This window comes from Bradyrhizobium sp. UFLA06-24, from assembly GCF_054967145.1.
Genome location: NZ_JADFUE010000063.1, coordinates 18,189 through 35,613, shown reverse-complemented (window position 1 = coordinate 35,613; position 17,425 = coordinate 18,189). Strand labels below are relative to the sequence as shown.

At 63.0% G+C, this 17,425-nt stretch carries 13 protein-coding genes; 8 read left to right on the top strand and 5 right to left on the bottom strand.

From position 1 onward, the window contains the following. Positions 1–1,727, top strand: a 1,727-nt coding sequence (locus IF809_RS31750; protein WP_462839498.1) for a sulfatase-like hydrolase/transferase, incomplete at its 5' end; no start/stop codon positions are given. A gap of 420 nt (positions 1,728–2,147) precedes the next feature. On the opposite strand, the gene IF809_RS31745 is transcribed toward IF809_RS31750, so the two are convergent. The 3 genes from IF809_RS31745 to IF809_RS31735 all read right to left on the bottom strand — a co-directional run bounded on the left by IF809_RS31745 (position 2,148) and on the right by IF809_RS31735 (position 7,090). Next, complete coding sequence (locus tag IF809_RS31745) at positions 2,148–2,714, bottom strand: invasion associated locus B family protein (RefSeq protein ID WP_462839497.1); 567 nt, start codon at positions 2,712–2,714, stop codon at positions 2,148–2,150. Between the two features lie 63 nt (positions 2,715–2,777). Then, a complete protein-coding gene (locus IF809_RS31740) occupies positions 2,778–5,918 on the bottom strand; it encodes a multidrug efflux RND transporter permease subunit (RefSeq protein ID WP_128967002.1) in 3,141 nt (1,046 codons plus the stop codon). After that, a complete protein-coding gene (locus tag IF809_RS31735; protein ID WP_462839496.1) occupies positions 5,915–7,090 on the bottom strand; it encodes an efflux RND transporter periplasmic adaptor subunit in 1,176 nt (391 codons plus the stop codon). The genes IF809_RS31740 and IF809_RS31735 overlap by 4 nt, the downstream gene beginning before the upstream one ends. A 389-nt stretch (positions 7,091–7,479) precedes the next feature. Here IF809_RS31735 and IF809_RS31730 point away from each other — a divergent pair, with 389 nt between their 5' ends. From IF809_RS31730 to IF809_RS31700, 7 genes are all read left to right on the top strand, one after another. Beyond that, entirely contained in the window at positions 7,480–7,719 is a 240-nt protein-coding gene (locus IF809_RS31730; protein WP_462839495.1) for a hypothetical protein, read from the top strand. A 232-nt stretch (positions 7,720–7,951) separates the two neighbouring features. Continuing rightward, complete coding sequence (locus IF809_RS31725; protein WP_462839494.1) at positions 7,952–10,360, top strand: TonB-dependent receptor; 2,409 nt, start codon at positions 7,952–7,954, stop codon at positions 10,358–10,360. Between the two features lie 289 nt (positions 10,361–10,649). Beyond that, complete coding sequence (locus IF809_RS31720) at positions 10,650–13,211, top strand: TonB-dependent receptor (RefSeq protein ID WP_462839493.1); 2,562 nt, start codon at positions 10,650–10,652, stop codon at positions 13,209–13,211. A 20-nt stretch (positions 13,212–13,231) separates the two neighbouring features. Next, the gene (locus IF809_RS31715) at positions 13,232–13,921 is read left to right on the top strand and encodes a Fe2+-dependent dioxygenase (protein ID WP_128966998.1); all 690 of its coding nucleotides are present in this window, start codon (positions 13,232–13,234) and stop codon (positions 13,919–13,921) included. After that, positions 13,918–14,928, top strand: a complete 1,011-nt coding sequence (gene exbB, locus IF809_RS31710) for a tonB-system energizer ExbB (protein ID WP_462839492.1) — start codon at positions 13,918–13,920, stop codon at positions 14,926–14,928. Before IF809_RS31715 ends, exbB begins: the two co-directional genes overlap by 4 nt. A gap of 3 nt (positions 14,929–14,931) precedes the next feature. After that, positions 14,932–15,393, top strand: a complete 462-nt coding sequence (gene exbD, locus IF809_RS31705) for a TonB system transport protein ExbD (RefSeq protein ID WP_128966996.1) — start codon at positions 14,932–14,934, stop codon at positions 15,391–15,393. Positions 15,394–15,403: 10 nt separating this feature from the next. Further along, complete coding sequence (locus IF809_RS31700) at positions 15,404–16,192, top strand: TonB family protein (protein WP_462839491.1); 789 nt, start codon at positions 15,404–15,406, stop codon at positions 16,190–16,192. Positions 16,193–16,203: 11 nt separating this feature from the next. Here the strand turns inward: IF809_RS31700 and IF809_RS31695 are convergent, their stop codons facing one another. Further along, positions 16,204–16,626 (bottom strand): hypothetical protein, encoded by a 423-nt coding sequence (locus tag IF809_RS31695; RefSeq protein ID WP_462839499.1) that lies wholly within the window; start codon positions 16,624–16,626, stop codon positions 16,204–16,206. Between the two features lie 93 nt (positions 16,627–16,719). Further along, entirely contained in the window at positions 16,720–17,400 is a 681-nt protein-coding gene (locus IF809_RS31690; RefSeq protein ID WP_128966994.1) for a site-2 protease family protein, read from the bottom strand. Between the last annotated feature and the right edge of the window lie 25 nt (positions 17,401–17,425).

Sequence of the window (17,425 nt, the reverse complement as noted above, 5' to 3'; positions counted from 1 at the left end):
TCGATCCTCCGGGCACTTACGCCGATGGCTATCATCTGACCGAGGATCTGATCGATCAGGCCATCCGCTTCATCGGCGATCATCATGCCGATCGGCCCGATATTCCCTGGCTGACCTGGATCGCGCTGGGCGCCTGCCACGCGCCCCACCAGGCGCCGGCCGACATCATCCGACGCTACGATGCCCAATTTGCGCACGGCTGGGATGTCGAGCGTGAACGGCGGCTGGCGCGTCAGAAGGCGTTGGGGCTGGTGCCGCAGGAGACGCGAATGCCGGAGCGCAATGACGGCGTGAAGGCGTGGGACGATCATTCGGCCGACGAGCGGCGGGTATTCACCCGGTTGCAGGCGGCCTTTGCCGGCATGCTCGACCATTCCGACCGGCACCTTGCGCGTCTGGTCTCATTCCTCGAGACGGCTGGCATGCGCGACGACACCGTCATCATCGTGATGTCCGACAATGGTGCGAGCCAGGAGGGCGGACCGCTCGGCTTCGTCAACGCGATGGGGCCATTCAACTTCAAGCCGGAGCCGATCGCCGAGAAGCTCGCCCGCATCGACGACATCGGCGGCCCCGACACCCACAGCAATTTCCCGCATGGCTGGGCCATGGCCTCCAACACGCCGCTGCGCCGCTACAAGCAGAACACCCATGGCGGCGGCATTCGCGATCCCTTCGTCATCACCTGGCCGAAGCGCATCGCCGCCAAGGGCGAGCTGCGCCACCAGTTCGTGCACGCCAGCGATCTGACGCCGACCCTGCTGGAATTGATCGGGATCGAGGCGCCCACCACGATCGCCGGGTGCCCGCAGATGCCGCTCGAAGGCGCGAGCTTTGCGCGCTCGATCACGGACGCGACCGCGCCCTCCAAGGGCTCGCCGCAATATTTCGAGATGTTCGGCCATCGCGGTCTCTGGCAGAGCGGCTGGAAGGCGGTTGCCTATCACCCGCCGGGCACGCCCTTCGACAACGACAAATGGGAGCTGTTCCATCTCGAGAAGGATTTCTCCGAGACCAACGATCTCGCGGCGAAAGAGCCGGAGCGGCTCGCGCAGATGATCGCGACATGGTGGGACGAGGCGGAGAAGCACAATGTGCTTCCGCTCGACGACCGCTTCGGGCCGCGCTTCGCCGAGAATGCGGCACGCTTCCACGGCGCGCGCCACCACTTTGTCTTTCACGCCGGCATGGGACACGTTCCGACCGACGTGGCGCCCGACGTTCGCAGCCGCAGCTACACGATCGAGGCGCATGTCGAGATCGACGAAGCGGGTGCGAGCGGCGTGCTGATCTCGCATGGGGACGCGACGTCAGGCTACAGCCTTTACGTCAGGGACGGCCACCTCGTGCATGACATAAACATCGGCGGCAGCCATCAAATCGTGCGCTCCGTCCGCAAGGTGCCCCCGGACGTGCGGCGGCTCGGCGTTCACGTCGAGCGCCTGATCCGCAAGGAGCCGCCGGCCAAGGGCTCGCGCACCGGCGTCACCGAATACACGCTGCTGATCGACGGCGAGCCGGCCGGCTCGCTCCAGACCCAGCTCGGCTTCCACACCCTGATCTCGTGGTCCGGCCTCGATATCGGCCGCGACCGCGGCAGCCCGGTGTCGCATTACGAGGCGCCGTTCGAATTCGAGGGGCGACTGCTCCGCGTCACCGTCGCCATGCACAACGATCAGTCGCTCGACGGCGAGGCCGTCGGCAACGCGCAGATGGCGCGGCAGTAGGCGTGTGGCGCACCTACGGCTTAGGTGCAGGCGGCTGCAGTGGCGCGACCGCGGGAGGAGCGGAGCCATCCGTGATGCGTTCGTGCGTCGTGCGAATGCGTTTCACGTCCGGCATGGGCGAGGCCGTGCCGGCAGAGGGCGTCCGCGTAAAGTTGCCGTCGGTCTGGTCATTGCGAGGTCGTACCCTCGCGTCATGGACCGTGGGCTCGGCGACACGTGCAGTCGGTGGCTGCAAGTGGGTCTGCGCGCTCGCGGCGGCGCTCATCATCCCAAATAGGATGAGCAGGAGGCCGAGCCGATCCAGACCTGACTTCTCGCGTGTCATGCTTCACCGCCGATGTCTGGCCCCCGCCGGCTGCAGAATAGACCGACGCGCGCGGCTCGGAAACCCGCTCGTGCAAGCCTTCGGCGTCTGCGGAGCTACTTGATCTTGTCGTAAGCTGCCGCGAAATCGCCGAGCGGCATCGGGATCGCGATCGTCTCCTTCGCCATATTCTGGAACGAGACCTTCAACTGCTTGCCCGAGCGCAAGGCAGCAAGCAGGTCCGGCGCGACCGGTGTCGAGGCGTAGCAACCGCGGTTCTCGCAGGTCTGGATCTGGAGATCGACCGTCTTGCCCTCGTCGACCTGGAGCTTTGCGCCGACCGGCAGGTTGAGGCCGAGCGGCAGCTGCAGCAATGCGATGGGCGTGCGGGTGTCGGGCGCGATGCGGATGTTGATCAGGATGACGGTCTGACCGGTTTTGGTCAGCACCGCGTTCTGCTCCATCGCGCATTCGAGCGGTGCGTCGCGGCTGACGCTGGTGCAGCGGACGATCCAGCCGGATTGCCCGGGAGCACCCTCGGCTTGTGGCTGGGTCGGTGCGGGCGTGGGCTGCGTGGCCGGAGGAGTCGCATTTTTCTTGGCGCCCTGCTGGGCAGAGGCGGCACCCGTCGACATCAGGACAGCGGCGGCGGCAAGAGCGACAAGTCTGGATTGCATGGGCATGGCGAGACCGCGTTGGCGTGAACCGAAATCTCGCTGTAGCGTCGCGGAAGCCGCGACGCAAGCTTACTCGGCGGCCTCCTTGACGGTGCGGTGCCCGGCTGTGTCGTGCCCTTCGTTCTCGGTCGAGCTGCCTTTGAACAGGTTCGAGAACTTGTCGAGATAGAGATAGACCACCGGCGTGGTGAACAGCGTGAGCGCCTGGCTGACGATCAGGCCGCCGACCATGGCGTAGCCCAGCGGCTGGCGGATCTCGGCGCCGGTGCCGTGGCCCAGCATCAGGGGCACGCCGCCGAGCAATGCCGCCATCGTCGTCATCATGATCGGGCGGAAGCGGAGCAGCGCAGCCTGACGGATCGATTCCTCCGGCGTCTTGTGCTCGTCGCGCTCGGCCGCGATGGCGAAGTCGACCATCATGATGCCGTTCTTCTTCACGATGCCGATCAGGAGGATGATGCCGATCAACGCGATCAGGCTGAAATCGAAACCGGCCGCCATCAGGATCGCGAGCGCGCCGACGCCGGCCGAGGGCAGGGTCGACAGAATCGTGATCGGATGGATGTAGCTCTCGTAGAGGATGCCGAGGATCAGATACACCACGACCAGCGCGGCGAGAATCAGGAGCGGCACGGTGCCGAGCGATTGCTGGAACGCCTGCGCGGTGCCCTGGAAGCTCGAGTTCAGCGTCGCCGGCGCGCCGAGATCAGCCATCGCCTTCTGCACCGCCTGCGTCGCTTGGCCGAGCGCGATGTCCGGGGCAAGGTTGAAGCTGATCGTGATCGCCGGAAACTGACCCTGGTGGCTGATCGAGAGCGGGCGGACAGGATCGGTGGTCCAGGTCGCAAACGTCGACAGCGGCACCTGATCGCCGGTCAGCGGCGATTTCAGATAGAGCTTGTTCAGCGAATCCAGGTTGCCTTGCATCTCCGGCAGAATTTCCAGGATCACCTTGTAGGTGTTGAGCTGAGTAAAATACTGCGTCACCTGCCGCTGGCCGAAGGCATCGTAGAGCGTGTCATCGATCAGCTGCGGCTGGATGCCGTAGCGCGAGGCGGTGTCGCGGTTGATCTTGAGCTGGACCGTAGTGCCCTGGGTCTGCTGGTCGGTCGCGACGTCGCGCAGCTCCGGCAGCGTCTGCATCTTGGCGAGAATCTTCGGCGCCCATTCATTGAGCTCGGAGAGATCGGCATCCTGCAGCGTGAATTCGAACTGCGTGCGGGTGGGCCGGCCGCCGAGCCGGACGTCCTGGGCCGCCTGCATGTAAAGCCGGGCGCCGGGCACCTTCTCGAGTTGAGGACGGAGGCGTCCAATGACCTGCTGCGCCGAAGCGTCGCGGTCATTGCGGGGCTTCAACGTGATGAACAGATTGCCGTTGTTGCCGGCCCTTCCGCTGCCGCCGATGGCCATGGCGACGCTCGCGACGGCGGGATCTGCCTGTATGATCTTGGCCAGCGCCTCCTGCCGTTCCTTCATGGCCGCGAAGGAGATGTCCTGCGAAGCTTCCGAGGTCGCAGTGATCAGGCCGTTGTCCTGCTGCGGGAAGAAGCCTTTGGGGATCAAGACGAAGAGGTAGACCGACAGCGCAAGGGTCGCGAAGAAGATGAGGAGCGTCGTGCGCTTCCAGCTCAGGGCGATGTCGAGGATGTGCTCATAGCCGCGTAGCATCGCGTCAAAGGCGCGCTCGCTCCACTGATAGAAGCGGCCGTGCTGGACCTCTCCGTGGGCGCGCAGGAATCGCGACGCCATCATCGGGGTGAGCGTCAGGGAGACGATCATCGAGACGAAGATGGTCATCGCCAGCACGACGGCGAATTCTCGGAACAGACGGCCGATGATGCCGCCCATCAGCAGCAGCGGGATCAGCACCGCGACCAGCGAGATACTGATCGAAACGATGGTGAAGCCGATTTCCTTCGCGCCTCTGAAGGCGGCGGCCATCGGCGCTTCACCTTCCTCGACGTAGCGGGAGATGTTCTCGAGCATGACGATGGCGTCGTCGACCACGAAGCCGACCGCGATCGTCAGCGCCATCAGGGAGAGGTTATCCAGGGTGTAGCCGAACACCCACATCAGCGAGCAGGCGCCGAGCAGCGCCAGGGGCACCGTGATCGTCGGAATGACCGTCGCCCAGAAGCTGCGCAGGAAGATGAAGATGACCATGACCACCAGGAAGATGGTCAGGAGCAGCGTGAACTGGACGTCCTCGACCGCGGCCCGAATGGTCTGGGTTCGGTCGCTCATCAGCTCGATCTTGATCGCCGGCGGGATCGCCGCCACGAGGCGGGGCAGGGTCGCCTTGATCTTGTCGACGGTTTCGATGACGTTCGCGCCGGGTTGCTTGAACACCACCAGGAAGACGCCGCGTTTGCCATTCGCCCAGGCCGCCTGTTTGGCGTCCTCGGGGCCTGTGACGGCCTGGCCGACGTCGCGGATGCGCAGCGGACCGCCGTTGCGATAGGCGATGATGACGTCGTTCCAGTCCTTTGACTGCGTGAGCTGGTCGTTGGCGTAGATCGTATAAGCGCGCTTCTCGCCGTCGATGTTGCCCTTGGGGCTATCGACCGTCGTGATCCCGATCTGGCTCCGCACGTCCTCCAGTGACAAGCCCTTGGCGACGAGCTTGGCCGGATCGATCTGGACGCGGATGGCCGGCTTCTGCTGACCGCCGATGATGACCTGTGCGACGCCGGAGATCTGACTGATCTGCTGGGCAAGCTGCGCGTCGACCGCGTCGCTGACGCTGGTCAGCGGCAGCGTGTCTGAGGTGGCGGATAGAAGCAGGATCGGAGAGTCCGCCGGATTGACCTTGCGATAGGTCGGCGGCGAGGGCAGGTTTTTCGGCAACTGGCCGCTGGCGGCGTTGATCGCGCCCTGCACGTCGTTCGCTGCGCCGTCGATGCTGCGGTTGAGGTCGAACTGGATGGTGACCGACGCGGTGCCGAGATAGCTCGTCGAGGTCATCTGCGCGATGCCGGGGATCTGCGCAAATTGCCGCTCCAGCGGCTGCGCCACCGACGAAGCCATGGTCTCCGGGCTGCCGCCGGGCAGATTGGCCGTGACCTGGATGGTCGGGAAGTCCACCTGCGGCAGCGGCGCGACCGGCAGCAGGGGATAGGCGACCAGGCCGACAAAGAGAATGCCGGCCATCAGCAGCGATGTGCCGATGGGATAACGGATGAAAGGTGCCGAAATCCCGCCTTCGGTCATTCCTGCTGAACCTTGTTCTTCTGGGCCGGATCCGAACTCGCGACGGTCGTTGAAACGAGACTGCCGGGCTGTACCTTGTACTGGCCGCCGGTGATGACTTGCTGGCCGGGGCTCAATCCTTCGTCGACAACCGAACGACCGTCGATGGAGTAGCTGACCTTGATCTTCCGAACCTCAGCCTTGTTGTCCCGACTGACGGTATAAGCGTAGAGGCCGTCGGTCGAATGCTGGACCGCGTCGTCGGGAACGATAGTCGCGTCCCTCAACGTCCGGACCAGAAGGCGCGTCGACACCGATTGTCCGGGCCAAAGCGTATGCTCCCGGTTATCGAACACCGCCTTGAGCCGGATCGTTCCGCTGGTCGTATCGACCTGATTGTTGATGACGGCGAGCTTGCCTTCGGCCAGCGTCTTCTTGCCGTCGGTGGTGAACGCGATCACCTTGAGCTCGCCCGACTTCTGACCCTCGCTGATATAAGGCAACTGATCCTCGGGCGCGGTGAAGATCACCGTGATCGGCTCGACCTGCGCAATCGTGACGATACCGGTTTGGTTCGACGCATTGACGATGTTGCCGATGTCGACCTGACGCAGGCCGGCGACACCCGTGATCGGCGATTTGACTTGGGTGTAGTCCAGCTGGGTCTGGGCGTTGGCGATCGCGGCTTCGTCGGCGGCGATTTGCGCGGTGAGCTGGGCAACGGTGGAGCGCTGCGTGTCGGTCTGCTGACGCGTCGCGAATTCACCAAGCTTGGTGTAGCGCTGAAGATCGAGATTGGCGTTGGCGAGATTGGCCTCGTCCTGCGCCTTCTTCGCCTTGGCTTGATCAAGCGCGGCCTGGAACGGCCGCGGATCGATCTCGACCAGGAGATCGCCCTGCTTGACCATTTGGCCTTCGGTGAAGGCAATCTTGTCGATCTGGCCGTCCACCCGGGTTCGGACTTGTACGGTGTTGAAGCCTTGCACCGTGCCGAGGCCGGTCAGGTAGACCGGAAAATCCGCCTTCTGGACCGGCGAGATGCTGACGGGCACCGCGGCAACGCGCGGTGCACCCTTCTGTGCGGCTTGAGCTTTTGCGGCCTCGAACGCCTGGAATCGCTGCCAGCCGTAATAGCCGCCACCGGCCACGGCTGCGATGATGACAATCCAGAGGACCGGCCGTGACTTTTTCATATGCGAGCGTATCGGCTTGTATGCCCAAAACAACGAATTGTGGGGCTACCAAAGGGTTCCAGCATGGCTTGTATAATACACGCCAAGTTCCAGTGTAAACAGCACTATCCGTTGAGAATCCTAAACAATTGGAAAGCTTTGCACCCCGTAGGCATGCGGGTGACGCGGCGGTGTGCAGTACTGCATTTTGCTGGTCTGAGCGAGGAGCGTGCAAAAGATGGGCAACGCTCGCGGGCGACGTGGGTGAGGCCGCGCGCGAACGAGCGGCTCGGCACCCGAAGTGGGCAGATTCACCGTCGCCAGAACGGTTCTAAACCGCCCGGGCGGCGTTTCGGTTGTCAACAAAATCAGCCTCCTCCATATCAGCGCCGCCACATCAGGAGTGCAGAATGAACGAGTTGAACGGCAAGCTGATCGCGTGTCAGATTCTGATCACGGGATTGATCGCGCGCGTCGCCAATGAGCAACGCGATCCCTTGCGCTTCCTCACCGACTTTCGCGACGAGATCAAAGCCGTCGTTGGCGGCGTCAACATCGCCGGTATGGACAACACCGATCGCGTGCGCGCGACCGCGCAGCGCACCGTCGATGAATTGTTCTCGCTGATGAAGCCGCCGAGCAGCGATTGAGCTGTCCGAGATGACGCGCGAGCGCAAGCGCTGTTGTGTCTGACTGCATCAATGTGTCGCGGAGCATTTCGGCAATTTCAGATTCGAAATCTTAGAATCGATTTGATCTAGATGGATTCAAGCGAGCTTGCGGGCCTCCTCGCATTGACCGGATTTTTCACGCTCGATAGCACCGCCTCATCGTTCGTCGCGCATGTTGCGCATCGGCGAATTTGGAATGGGGAGTGTCGGAATGGGGCTGGCGGTGGCTCCGCGGTCGTTGCGTACGATCGCGGCAAGGAATTCATTTGACGACAAGTTCGACGGCAATTCCGGAAAGACGGTATCAGCCGTTGCCGGCCTGATCGCGGTGGCGTCGCTGTCGAGCGGTGCGCAGGCGCAGCAGTCGGCCCTGCCACCGGTGAATATCGATGCGCCGGTCGAGCGCCCGCGTCCATCTGCCTCGAAGCCGACACCGGAGCAGGTCCGCGCACGCAACGCGCTTCGCCGCGTTGCGCAGCGCCAGCAGGCGCAGCAGCAGGCCGCCGCCGCGCCGGCTCCGGCCGGCGCGGTCGACCGCAATCCCTATGCCGATCCGGCCGCGCCCTACAAAGTCGATCGCGTCCAGGCCTCCGGCAAGTTTCCCGAACCGATGCTGAACACGCCGAAGACGATCACGGTGCTCAGCAAGGAAGTGCTCGAGGACAAGAACGCGACGACGCTGAAGGAGATCGGGCGCTCGACCGCCGGCGTGACGCTGGGATCGGGCGAGGGCGGCAACGCCTTCGGCGACCGCTTCTTCATTCGCGGCTTCGATGCGCGCAACGACGTCTTCATCGACGGCATCCGCGATCCCGCCGTGTCGATACGTGAGAATTTCTTCACAGAGCAGATCGAGATCCTGCGCGGGCCGGCATCATCCTATGCCGGACGCGGCACCGCCGGGGGCGCCATCAACATCGTCACCAAGCAGGCCGGCGACGTCAACTTCAAGCGAATGGACACCGAGTTCGGCACCGACAGGACCAAGCGCGTGACGCTCGACGTCAACCAGGTCATCGATCCCACGTTCTCGGTGCGCACCGGCGGCCTGTTTCAGGACGCCAATGTCGCCGGCCGCAACTACGTCACCGACGATCGCTGGGGCACGTTCCTGTCGACCAAGTATACCCCGACCAACGACATCAAGATCACGACCAACTACGTCCACACCGATCTCAGCGGCCTGCCGGATTTTGGCGTGCCCTATTACAAGCAGGGCAATGTGCCGGTGACGTCGGCCGGCATTCCGCGTGTAACCTGGTACGGCTTCCTCAACCGCGATTTCCAGACCGCGCGGCAGGATTTCGGCACGGCCACGGCGGAATACAAGGTCAACGAGGCCATCACGTTGAGCAGCAAGGTGCGTGGTGAGCATTCGCTCCTCAACTATATCGGTACGCTGCCGCAGAACCCGGTAACGACCAGCCTCAATCCGCTGCTCTGGACTACGACCGCGAGCGCGCAGAGCCGCTACCAGACCGTGGACGTGTGGGCCAACCAGAACGAGGCCACGTTCAAGCTGGACACGGGCGGGGTCAAGCACACCGCGGTGTTCGGCGTCGAGTACACCAACGAGAACGTTTCGATCGACCGCTACTCCGGCCTGACTTCGGAGCTGGCCGGCTCGCCCTTCACGAGCAGTGGAGCGGTCTCTGGCGTCAATCTCTACTCGCCCCAGTATACCTATCTTGGTGGCTTCGGCACGCCGTCACTAACGGGCAATCCGACCCGCTATGGCGTCAACACCAGCAGCGTCTACGTCATGGACACCGCGAACTGGCAGGACACCATCATCCTGAACGGTGGCGTCCGTTACGACGGCTACAACATGAGCTCGTCGACCAACTCCGCGTATCGGAAAATGAATTCGGATCTGGTCAACTACAATGTCGGGCTGGTCTACAAGCCGATCTCGATCGGCAGCCTCTACGCGGCCTATGCGACCTCGGCCAATCCGTTTGGCTCGGAGCTCGACGCGACCGGCACCGATTACGGCGGCGTACCCGCCAACACGGCGGTCCTGCTCGGACCGGAGCGCAACAAGGCGGTTGAACTCGGTACCAAATGGGAGCTGGCGGATCGCCACCTCCTGGTCAGCGGTGCGCTGTTCCAGACTACCAAGGACAACGCGCGCGAGACGGTAAACAACGTGCTGACTTCGGGCGCGGCCTACAGAATCCAGGGAATCGATATCGAGGCGGAGGGCAAGATCACCGATCGTTGGAGCATCTTCGGCGGCCTGGTGCTGATGCAGTCAAAGGTCACACAGAGCGGCGTCGCCTCCAATATCGGTCTGCAGCTTGCCAACGTCGTCCACCAGTCATTCAGCATGTTGACCAAGTACAAGTTCGACGGCGATTGGGAAGTCGGTGGGCAGGCGGTGTACCGCTCCAAGGTCTACGGCGGCACGTTCGCGGCCAACACCGGCAACGAGCTGCCGAGCTACTGGCGCTTCGATGCGTTCGTCGAAAAGAAGATCGACAAGAACTGGACCATGAAGTTCTACGCGCAGAACCTCACCAACAAGCTCTACTACGACACGCTCTATCGTAGCGCCGTGCCGTTCGTTGCGGTCGCGCCGGGGCGGGCCTTCTATCTGACCACCACGGCCAAGTTCTGATTGGGTCGATTCAAAACGGGATGTCTGCCATGGCAGGCGTCCCATCTGCAAGGACCGCTCACGATGCGCGGACAGAATGCATCGCAAGGACCAAATAAGGCCCCAGATTAGAACGCTTATAAACTCGAGTTTAGAAGCGTTTCAAATTCGTACTTAGAATCGTTTTGATCTGGACCGATTCAAGATTGCAGATGCCGTGACTGCGTTGACCCTCTTTGCCGCGCTCGATACGACCAATGCGCCGCAATGTCACAATGCGACACATTGCAGAAACGGAATGGGGCGTAGGATGGGTATGGCGAGGGCTCCGCGGTCGTTGCGTTCGACCGCGGCACGGACTTCAGTCGGTGGCAGTTTCGATGCCGCAACGGGCAAGACTGTTTCCACAGTTGCGGGCTTGATCGCGGTCGCGTCCGTTTCGAGCGGAGCACAGGCCCAGCAAACGAATCTGCCCGCCGTGAACGTCGACGCGCCGAAAGAGCGGCTGCGCTCCGCTGCTGCGAAACCGACGCCCGATCAGGTCCGCGCCCGCAATGCGCTGCGTCGGGCCGCGCAGCAACGTCAGCAGGCCGCGCAGACGCCGGTGGAGTCTGCCAGCGCGCCCGCGGCCGATCGCAATCCCTATGCGGACCCGGCCGCGCCCTACAAGGTCGATCACGTCCAGGCCGGCGGCAAATTCCCTGAGAAGCTGGTCGACACGCCGAAGTCGATCACGGTGCTCAGCAAGGAAGTGCTTGAGGACAAGAACGCCACCACGCTGAAGCAGGCGATCCTGAGCACGGCCGGCGTGACGCTCGGCACGGGCGAGGGGGGCAACGCCTTCGGCGACCGCTTCTTCATCCGCGGTTTCGACGCCCGCAACGACGTCTTCATCGACGGGGTGCGCGATTCCGGCGTCAGCGTGCGCGAGAACTTCTTCACCGAGCAGGTGGAGATCCTGCGCGGTCCCGCATCATCTTTCGCGGGCCGCGGCACGGCCGGTGGTGCCATCAATATTGTCACCAAGCAGGCAGCGACGGAGAAGAGCTTCTACAACATGGACACGACGTTTGGCACCGACCAGACCAAGCGTGTCACGCTCGATGTCAACCAGGTGATCAATCCTTCGCTCGCCGTTCGGGCCGGCGGTCTGTTCCAGGATGCCGATGTCGCAGGGCGAGCCCGGGTCAAGGACAATCGCGATGGCGCGTTCGTCGCCACGACCTGGAAGCCGACCGATGCGATCAAGATCACGGGGAATTATATCCACACCGAGTTGACGGGTATTCCCGATTTCGGCGTGCCGTATTATCGGCCAAGCACGTCGTCGACGTCAGGCGGTCCTTTCCCGGACTTCGGCGTCAACCGAACCAACTTCTACGGCTTCGTCAATCGCGACTTCTACAGGACCGGACAGGACATCGGCACGATCAATGCAGAGGTTCAGGTCACGCCTGATCTGCTGCTCACCAACAAGATCAGGGAATCACACTCGACGCAGAACTACATCGGCACACTGCCGGAATCGCCGACGCTGGCCGCTGGCGCTCCGTTCACTGCTTATACGGTGAACGCAAACCCGCAGAGCCGCTATCAGGCCACCGATGTGTTCGCCAATCAGACGGAGGCGACCTACAAGTTCGATGATTATGCCGGCTTCAAGCACACGCTGCTTGCTGGTATTGAATACGACAACGAGCGATCGTCGATCGACAGCTATACAGGACTTGGCTCGGAGATCACGACAGGGACAACGCCTTTCACCGGATCTGGATCGACGTCCGGCGTCAGCGTCTTTTATCCGCAAGCCACCGACAATCCTTTCCCGATTCCGGCAGGTCTGACCGGTAGGCCGACGAGGATCGGAATTGAGACCGTCAGTGGCTATGTGATGGACAGCGCGAACTATCGCGACGTCCTCATCCTCAATGGCGGATTCCGCTACGACGATTACAGCGTCAAGACGTCGGCTTACACGGCGGCTGGCGCCTTCGGCCAGCAGTCTGCGGAATTTCTGGTTCCGGATTACAACCTCGGCCTGACGTTGAAGCCGCTGCCCAACGGCAGCGTTTATGTCGCCTACGCGACCTCGGCGAACCCGGTTGGCTCGGAGTTCGATGGCACGAGCACGGCCTACGGCGGCATCAACCCGAATCTTGCGGGCGGCAACAACCAGATATTCGGTCCCGAGAAGAACAAGGCAATCGAACTCGGCACCAAGTGGGAGTTGTTCGATCGTCACCTGCTCCTGACCGCAGCACTGTTCCAGACGACGAAGGAAAACGCGCGTGAGGCGCAGAACGTCGGCAGTACGGCTGCGGCTGCCGCGCTTGGCTGCACCTATGCTCCCGTGGCGCCGGCAACGACCGTCTCTTGTATTACTGCTGGCGCAGCCTACCGCGTCCGTGGCATCGATCTCGGCATCGGCGGCAAGATCACGGACAAGTGGAGCGTTTTCGGCGGCCTCGTCCTGATGCAGTCGGAGGTGACGAAGTCGCTGGCGCCGCCGGCCAACAGCACGCTCTACGCGTCCAACGTGGGCCGGCCTCTGGCGAATATCGCGCACCAGTCCTTTAGCCTGCTTTCGAAATACCAGCTCAACGACACGTGGGAGCTGGGCGGGCAGGCGGTATACCGTTCGAAGATCTACGGCGGCACTTTGCTCGCGGCCAACCAGGGCACGTCGATTCCGAGCTATTGGCGGTTCGATGCATTCGCGGAAGCCAAGATCAACAAGAACTGGCAGTTGAAGCTGTTCGTCAACAACATCTTCGACAAGCGCTACTACGACGCGCTGTACCAGAGCGCGGCCCCCTTCGTGCTGGAAGCACCAGGTCGTGCCGCCTATCTGGTTCTGTCCGCGCGCTACTGAAGGAGACGTGACGAGGTGCCATGCTGACATGCATAGAAGGCGTCCTGAGCAAGGATGATGTGGCGGAATTCCGCCGCATCATGGACGTCACCGAATGGGAAGACGGCCGTTCCACCGCAGGCGCGCAGTCGGCAATGGTCAAGCGCAACGAGCAGTTGCCGCCGGACAGCGAGGTCGCGCGCAAGCTCGGCAACCGCATCATCTCGGCGCTGACGGCGAACCCGCGATTTCTGGCGGCGGCGATTCCGCTTCAGATCTTCCCGCCGCTGTTCAACCGATATGCCGCAAGCGCCGGGCATCATTTCGGCCTCCATGTCGACAACGCGATCCGAGGCGACCGGCTGACCGGCCTTCGCATCCGCACCGACCTGTCGGTCACGCTGTTCCTCAGTGAGCCCGAGGATTACGACGGTGGCGAACTTGTGATCGAGGACACCTACGGCTCGCACGAAGTCAAGTTGCCAGCCGGGGACTGCGTGCTCTATCCCTCGACCAGCCTGCATCTGGTCACCCCTGTGACGAGGGGGGCGCGGGTTGCTTCTTTCTTCTGGCTCCAGAGCATGATACGTGACGATCAAGCCCGCAGCATGATCTTCGACCTCGACACCGCCATTCAGGCGCTGGCGGCACGTCTCGGGCGTGACGATCCCGAAACGGTCAAATTGACGGGTATCTATCACAACCTTATTCGCACCTGGGCCGAAGTATGAAGATGACATCTTTCCAAGCAAGCCTCGCTGCCGCCCTGCTGCTCACGGCCACTTGGCTCGCGGGTCCCGTTTCGGCTCAGACACAAACCCAGCCGCCGCCGGCTCGGCCTGTTGCGGCACCGGCGCCCGTGCCGGCTCAGCCGGCCCCCGCCGTCGTCACCCAGCCGGGTGCGATGACCGCACCTGCGCCGGCGACTGCGGCCCCCGCGGCGGCCGTCCCCGTGGCTGCGACGCCCAGCAAACCCGCGACCGATGCTGCCGTGGCCCCGGTAGTCGAGGCGGGCAGCACTGCCCCGAAGGCCGGCATTGCACCAGCCATGAAGGAATTGTCGCCCTGGGTGATGTTCATGTCGGCGGACATCATCGTAAAGGCGGTGATGATCGGGCTTGCCTTCGCCTCGCTCGTGACCTGGACGGTCTTCATTGCGAAATCGATCGAGCTGTCGTTGGCGTCCGCCAGGCTTCGCTCGGCCTTGAAGAAGATCGCGGAGGTCCGCTCGCTCTCGGAAGCCCAGATGGCGCTCGGCACCAAGGAGGGCATCCTGCCGTCCTTCCTGACCGCAGCGCTGCGCGAGGCGCGGATGTCGGCTGGCCTCTCCAGCGACAGCGGTATCAAGGAGCGCGCGGCGTCCAGCTTCGCCGAGATCGTGCGTGCCGAGCAGCGCCGCATCCGCATCGGCATGGGCTTCCTCGCGACCATCGGCTCGACTTCGCCCTTCGTCGGCCTGTTCGGTACCGTGTGGGGCATCATGAACAGTTTTATCGGCATCTCGAAGTCGCAGACGACGAATCTTGCCGTGGTCGCGCCCGGCATCGCCGAGGCGCTGCTCGCCACCGCGATCGGCCTCGTCGCCGCGATCCCGGCCGTCATCATCTACAATCACTTCTCGCGCGTGACGAAGGGCTATCTCGAGCTCGTCAGCCGCGCTTCGGGCGCCGCGGCGCGATTGTTGTCGCGCGATCTCGATCGCAGCCATGGCAGCGCGCATTCGCGCGCGGCGGAGTAGGCCATGGCCGTCTCGCTCACAGACAATGATGACGATGACGATTTCTCGGAAACGCATGACATCAACGTCACGCCGTTCATCGACGTCATCCTGGTGCTGCTGATCATCTTCATGGTCGCAGCACCATTGTCGACGGTCGATCTTCCGATCGATTTGCCGACGTCGAGCGCGATGCCGCAGAAGAAGCCGGACAAGCCGACCTATGTCAGCATCAAGCCCGACTTGACGCTGGCAATCGGCGAAAACGCGGTGAAGCGGACCGACCTTGTCAGCTCGCTCGATGCCGTCGCCGACATGAGCAAGGACAAATACGTGTTCCTGCGCGCCGACAAGGCGGTCCCTTACGGCGAGTTGATGGGCGTGATGGAAATCCTGCGCGCAGGCGGCTATTCTCATATCAAGCTTGTGGCCCTCGAAGCACCTCCTGCGGCGGCTGGCCCGGCGCAAGGAGCGGTCCAACCCTGACGGCAGCGCGATGACCGACCCTGTAATCGACGCGAAACCATCCCGGCGGCTCTGGATTTTGGCCGCTATTGCCGCAATCGGCCTGCATCTCGGCGGGGCTGCGCTGGCGCTCGCCAACCTGCGTGCCGATGACGGAGACGATGGCCTCGGCGCCAACGGGGCTGAATACGCCGTGGAAATGACCTCGCCAAAGCTGCCTGAAACGGATCTGCCGCCCGGGCCGGACAGCGAAGCCTCGCAGTACCAGCCGCAGCAGATGCAGCAGCAGGCTGAGGTGAAAGAGACCGACCTGCCGAAGGAAACACCTCAGGAAGCCGAGGACCCAGACCGCCTCGTCACCGAGAACGACTCCAAGAAGCCGGTCGAGGACACCACGAAGGTGGCCAAGGTCGAAACCCAGGCTGTCGAGGAAATGCCGAACGCGCAGGAATCGGCGCGGCAGGCCTTAGACGAGAACGCGCGCGAGGACGAGAAGGCCGCTGCGCCGCATCAGGGCATCGGCAAGGACGTCCGCAAGCTGACGGCTGAATGGGGCAAACGCATCAGCGCCTATTTCGAGCTGCACAAGCGCTATCCCAAGGACAGGAGCAAGACGACGACGGTCAAGCTCAGCCTGGTCCTCAACCGACGCGGCAATGTCGTTTCCGTCGATGTGGCGCAGACCTCGGGGGATCCGGCCTTCGACAATGAGGCGATCTCCATGGTGCGTCGCTCGGATCCGGTGCCGGTCCCGCCGGCCGAGCTGACAGACGATCAGTTCGCCTTCAGCCTGCCGGTGAATTTCAAGAAGCCGAAATAGTCACCCACCCGTCAGCGCCAGTAGAATTTGATCCCGACGTAGACGACCACCAGACAGGCGAAGATCAGCGCCACCGGCAGGGGACGCTTCTGGGTCCGACCAAACAGGGTTGCGCCGAACATGGCGGTCTTCTTCGGCTTCGGCGCCGGGCGGCGGAAGGCGGTAACATTATCCGTCTTCGGTTCGGCCGGCCGGCTGCGGACGTCGGGCGGGTTCCCGGCGCCCCCCATCTCCAGATAGTAGGATTTGTAGACCTCGGCGATGGAGGCCTCGGAGGCCTCGTCCTCGCTCATCCGCTCCAGCAGCTTTTTGTAGCCGTCGAGGAAGCCTTGGGCATCCGGAGGCAGCGCCGACAAACCATTCAGCTTGGCCATCATCTTCCAGGTGGCGAAATCGGCGCGAGCACGGGTGTCGGCGCGTCGCGCGATCAGCATATCGGCAGCTTTGACCAAGTTGGCCTCTAGCCCTTCGGCTTTGTCTTCAAGTGCAGGATCTCAAAGTAGCGGATGTCGGGACTGTACCTTCAACTACGCATTGCCGGTTACCAAGAGAACAGCTTGAATCACATAACCGGTCAACGTCCGCAGTATTGCTGAAATAACATCAAGATTTAGACCGAACTGGGAACCCGCCAGCGGTAGCAGGATCAGAAGGCCGATCAGGATCATCATGCCGAACGGCTCGAGCCGCGCCAAGGGCAAGGCGAGAGGCCGCGGCAACAGCCCGACCGCGACCCGCCCGCCGTCAAGCGGCGGAATCGGCATCATGTTGAAGACAGCCAGCACGGCATTGATCAGCAGCGCATTCTTGAGATTGTCAAAGATCCATTGCGCCGAACCGGCGGGCGCCCATGGCAAGGCGTGGAGGGCGAGCCCCGCGACCAGCGCCAGCATGATATTGGTAACGGGACCCGCGAGGGCAACCCAGACCATGTCCAGCTTCGGATGATTGAGGTTGCGGAAATTCACCGGCACCGGCTTGGCGTAGCCGAACAGGAACGGCGAATGCGCAAACAGCAGCATCGCCGGCAGGATCAGGGTGCCGAACGGATCGATGTGCCTGATGGGGTTGAAGCTGACGCGGCCGAGCTGCCAGGCGGTGTTGTCGCCGAGCCGGTGCGCGACGAAGCCATGTGCGGCCTCATGGAAAGTGATGGCGAGCACCAGCGGCAGCACCCAGACCGAAAGATCGTAGAAGGAAATGTTCACGTCGTGTCCGTCCCGATTCGCCTGT

Excerpts from the sequence above, each read along its gene's own strand:
- IF809_RS31745 (WP_462839497.1), bottom strand. The coding sequence starts at position 2,714 with ATGCCCATGCAATCCAGACTTGTCGCTCTTGCCGCCGCCGCTGTCCTG.
- IF809_RS31740 (WP_128967002.1), bottom strand. The coding sequence starts at position 5,918 with ATGACCGAAGGCGGGATTTCGGCACCTTTCATCCGTTATCCCATCGGC.
- IF809_RS31735 (WP_462839496.1), bottom strand. The coding sequence starts at position 7,090 with ATGAAAAAGTCACGGCCGGTCCTCTGGATTGTCATCATCGCAGCCGTG.
- IF809_RS31730 (WP_462839495.1), top strand. The coding sequence starts at position 7,480 with ATGAACGAGTTGAACGGCAAGCTGATCGCGTGTCAGATTCTGATCACG.
- IF809_RS31725 (WP_462839494.1), top strand. The coding sequence starts at position 7,952 with ATGGGGCTGGCGGTGGCTCCGCGGTCGTTGCGTACGATCGCGGCAAGG.
- IF809_RS31720 (WP_462839493.1), top strand. The coding sequence starts at position 10,650 with ATGGGTATGGCGAGGGCTCCGCGGTCGTTGCGTTCGACCGCGGCACGG.
- IF809_RS31715 (WP_128966998.1), top strand. The coding sequence starts at position 13,232 with ATGCTGACATGCATAGAAGGCGTCCTGAGCAAGGATGATGTGGCGGAA.
- exbB (WP_462839492.1), top strand. The coding sequence starts at position 13,918 with ATGAAGATGACATCTTTCCAAGCAAGCCTCGCTGCCGCCCTGCTGCTC.
- exbD (WP_128966996.1), top strand. The coding sequence starts at position 14,932 with ATGGCCGTCTCGCTCACAGACAATGATGACGATGACGATTTCTCGGAA.
- IF809_RS31700 (WP_462839491.1), top strand. The coding sequence starts at position 15,404 with ATGACCGACCCTGTAATCGACGCGAAACCATCCCGGCGGCTCTGGATT.
- IF809_RS31695 (WP_462839499.1), bottom strand. The coding sequence starts at position 16,626 with ATGCTGATCGCGCGACGCGCCGACACCCGTGCTCGCGCCGATTTCGCC.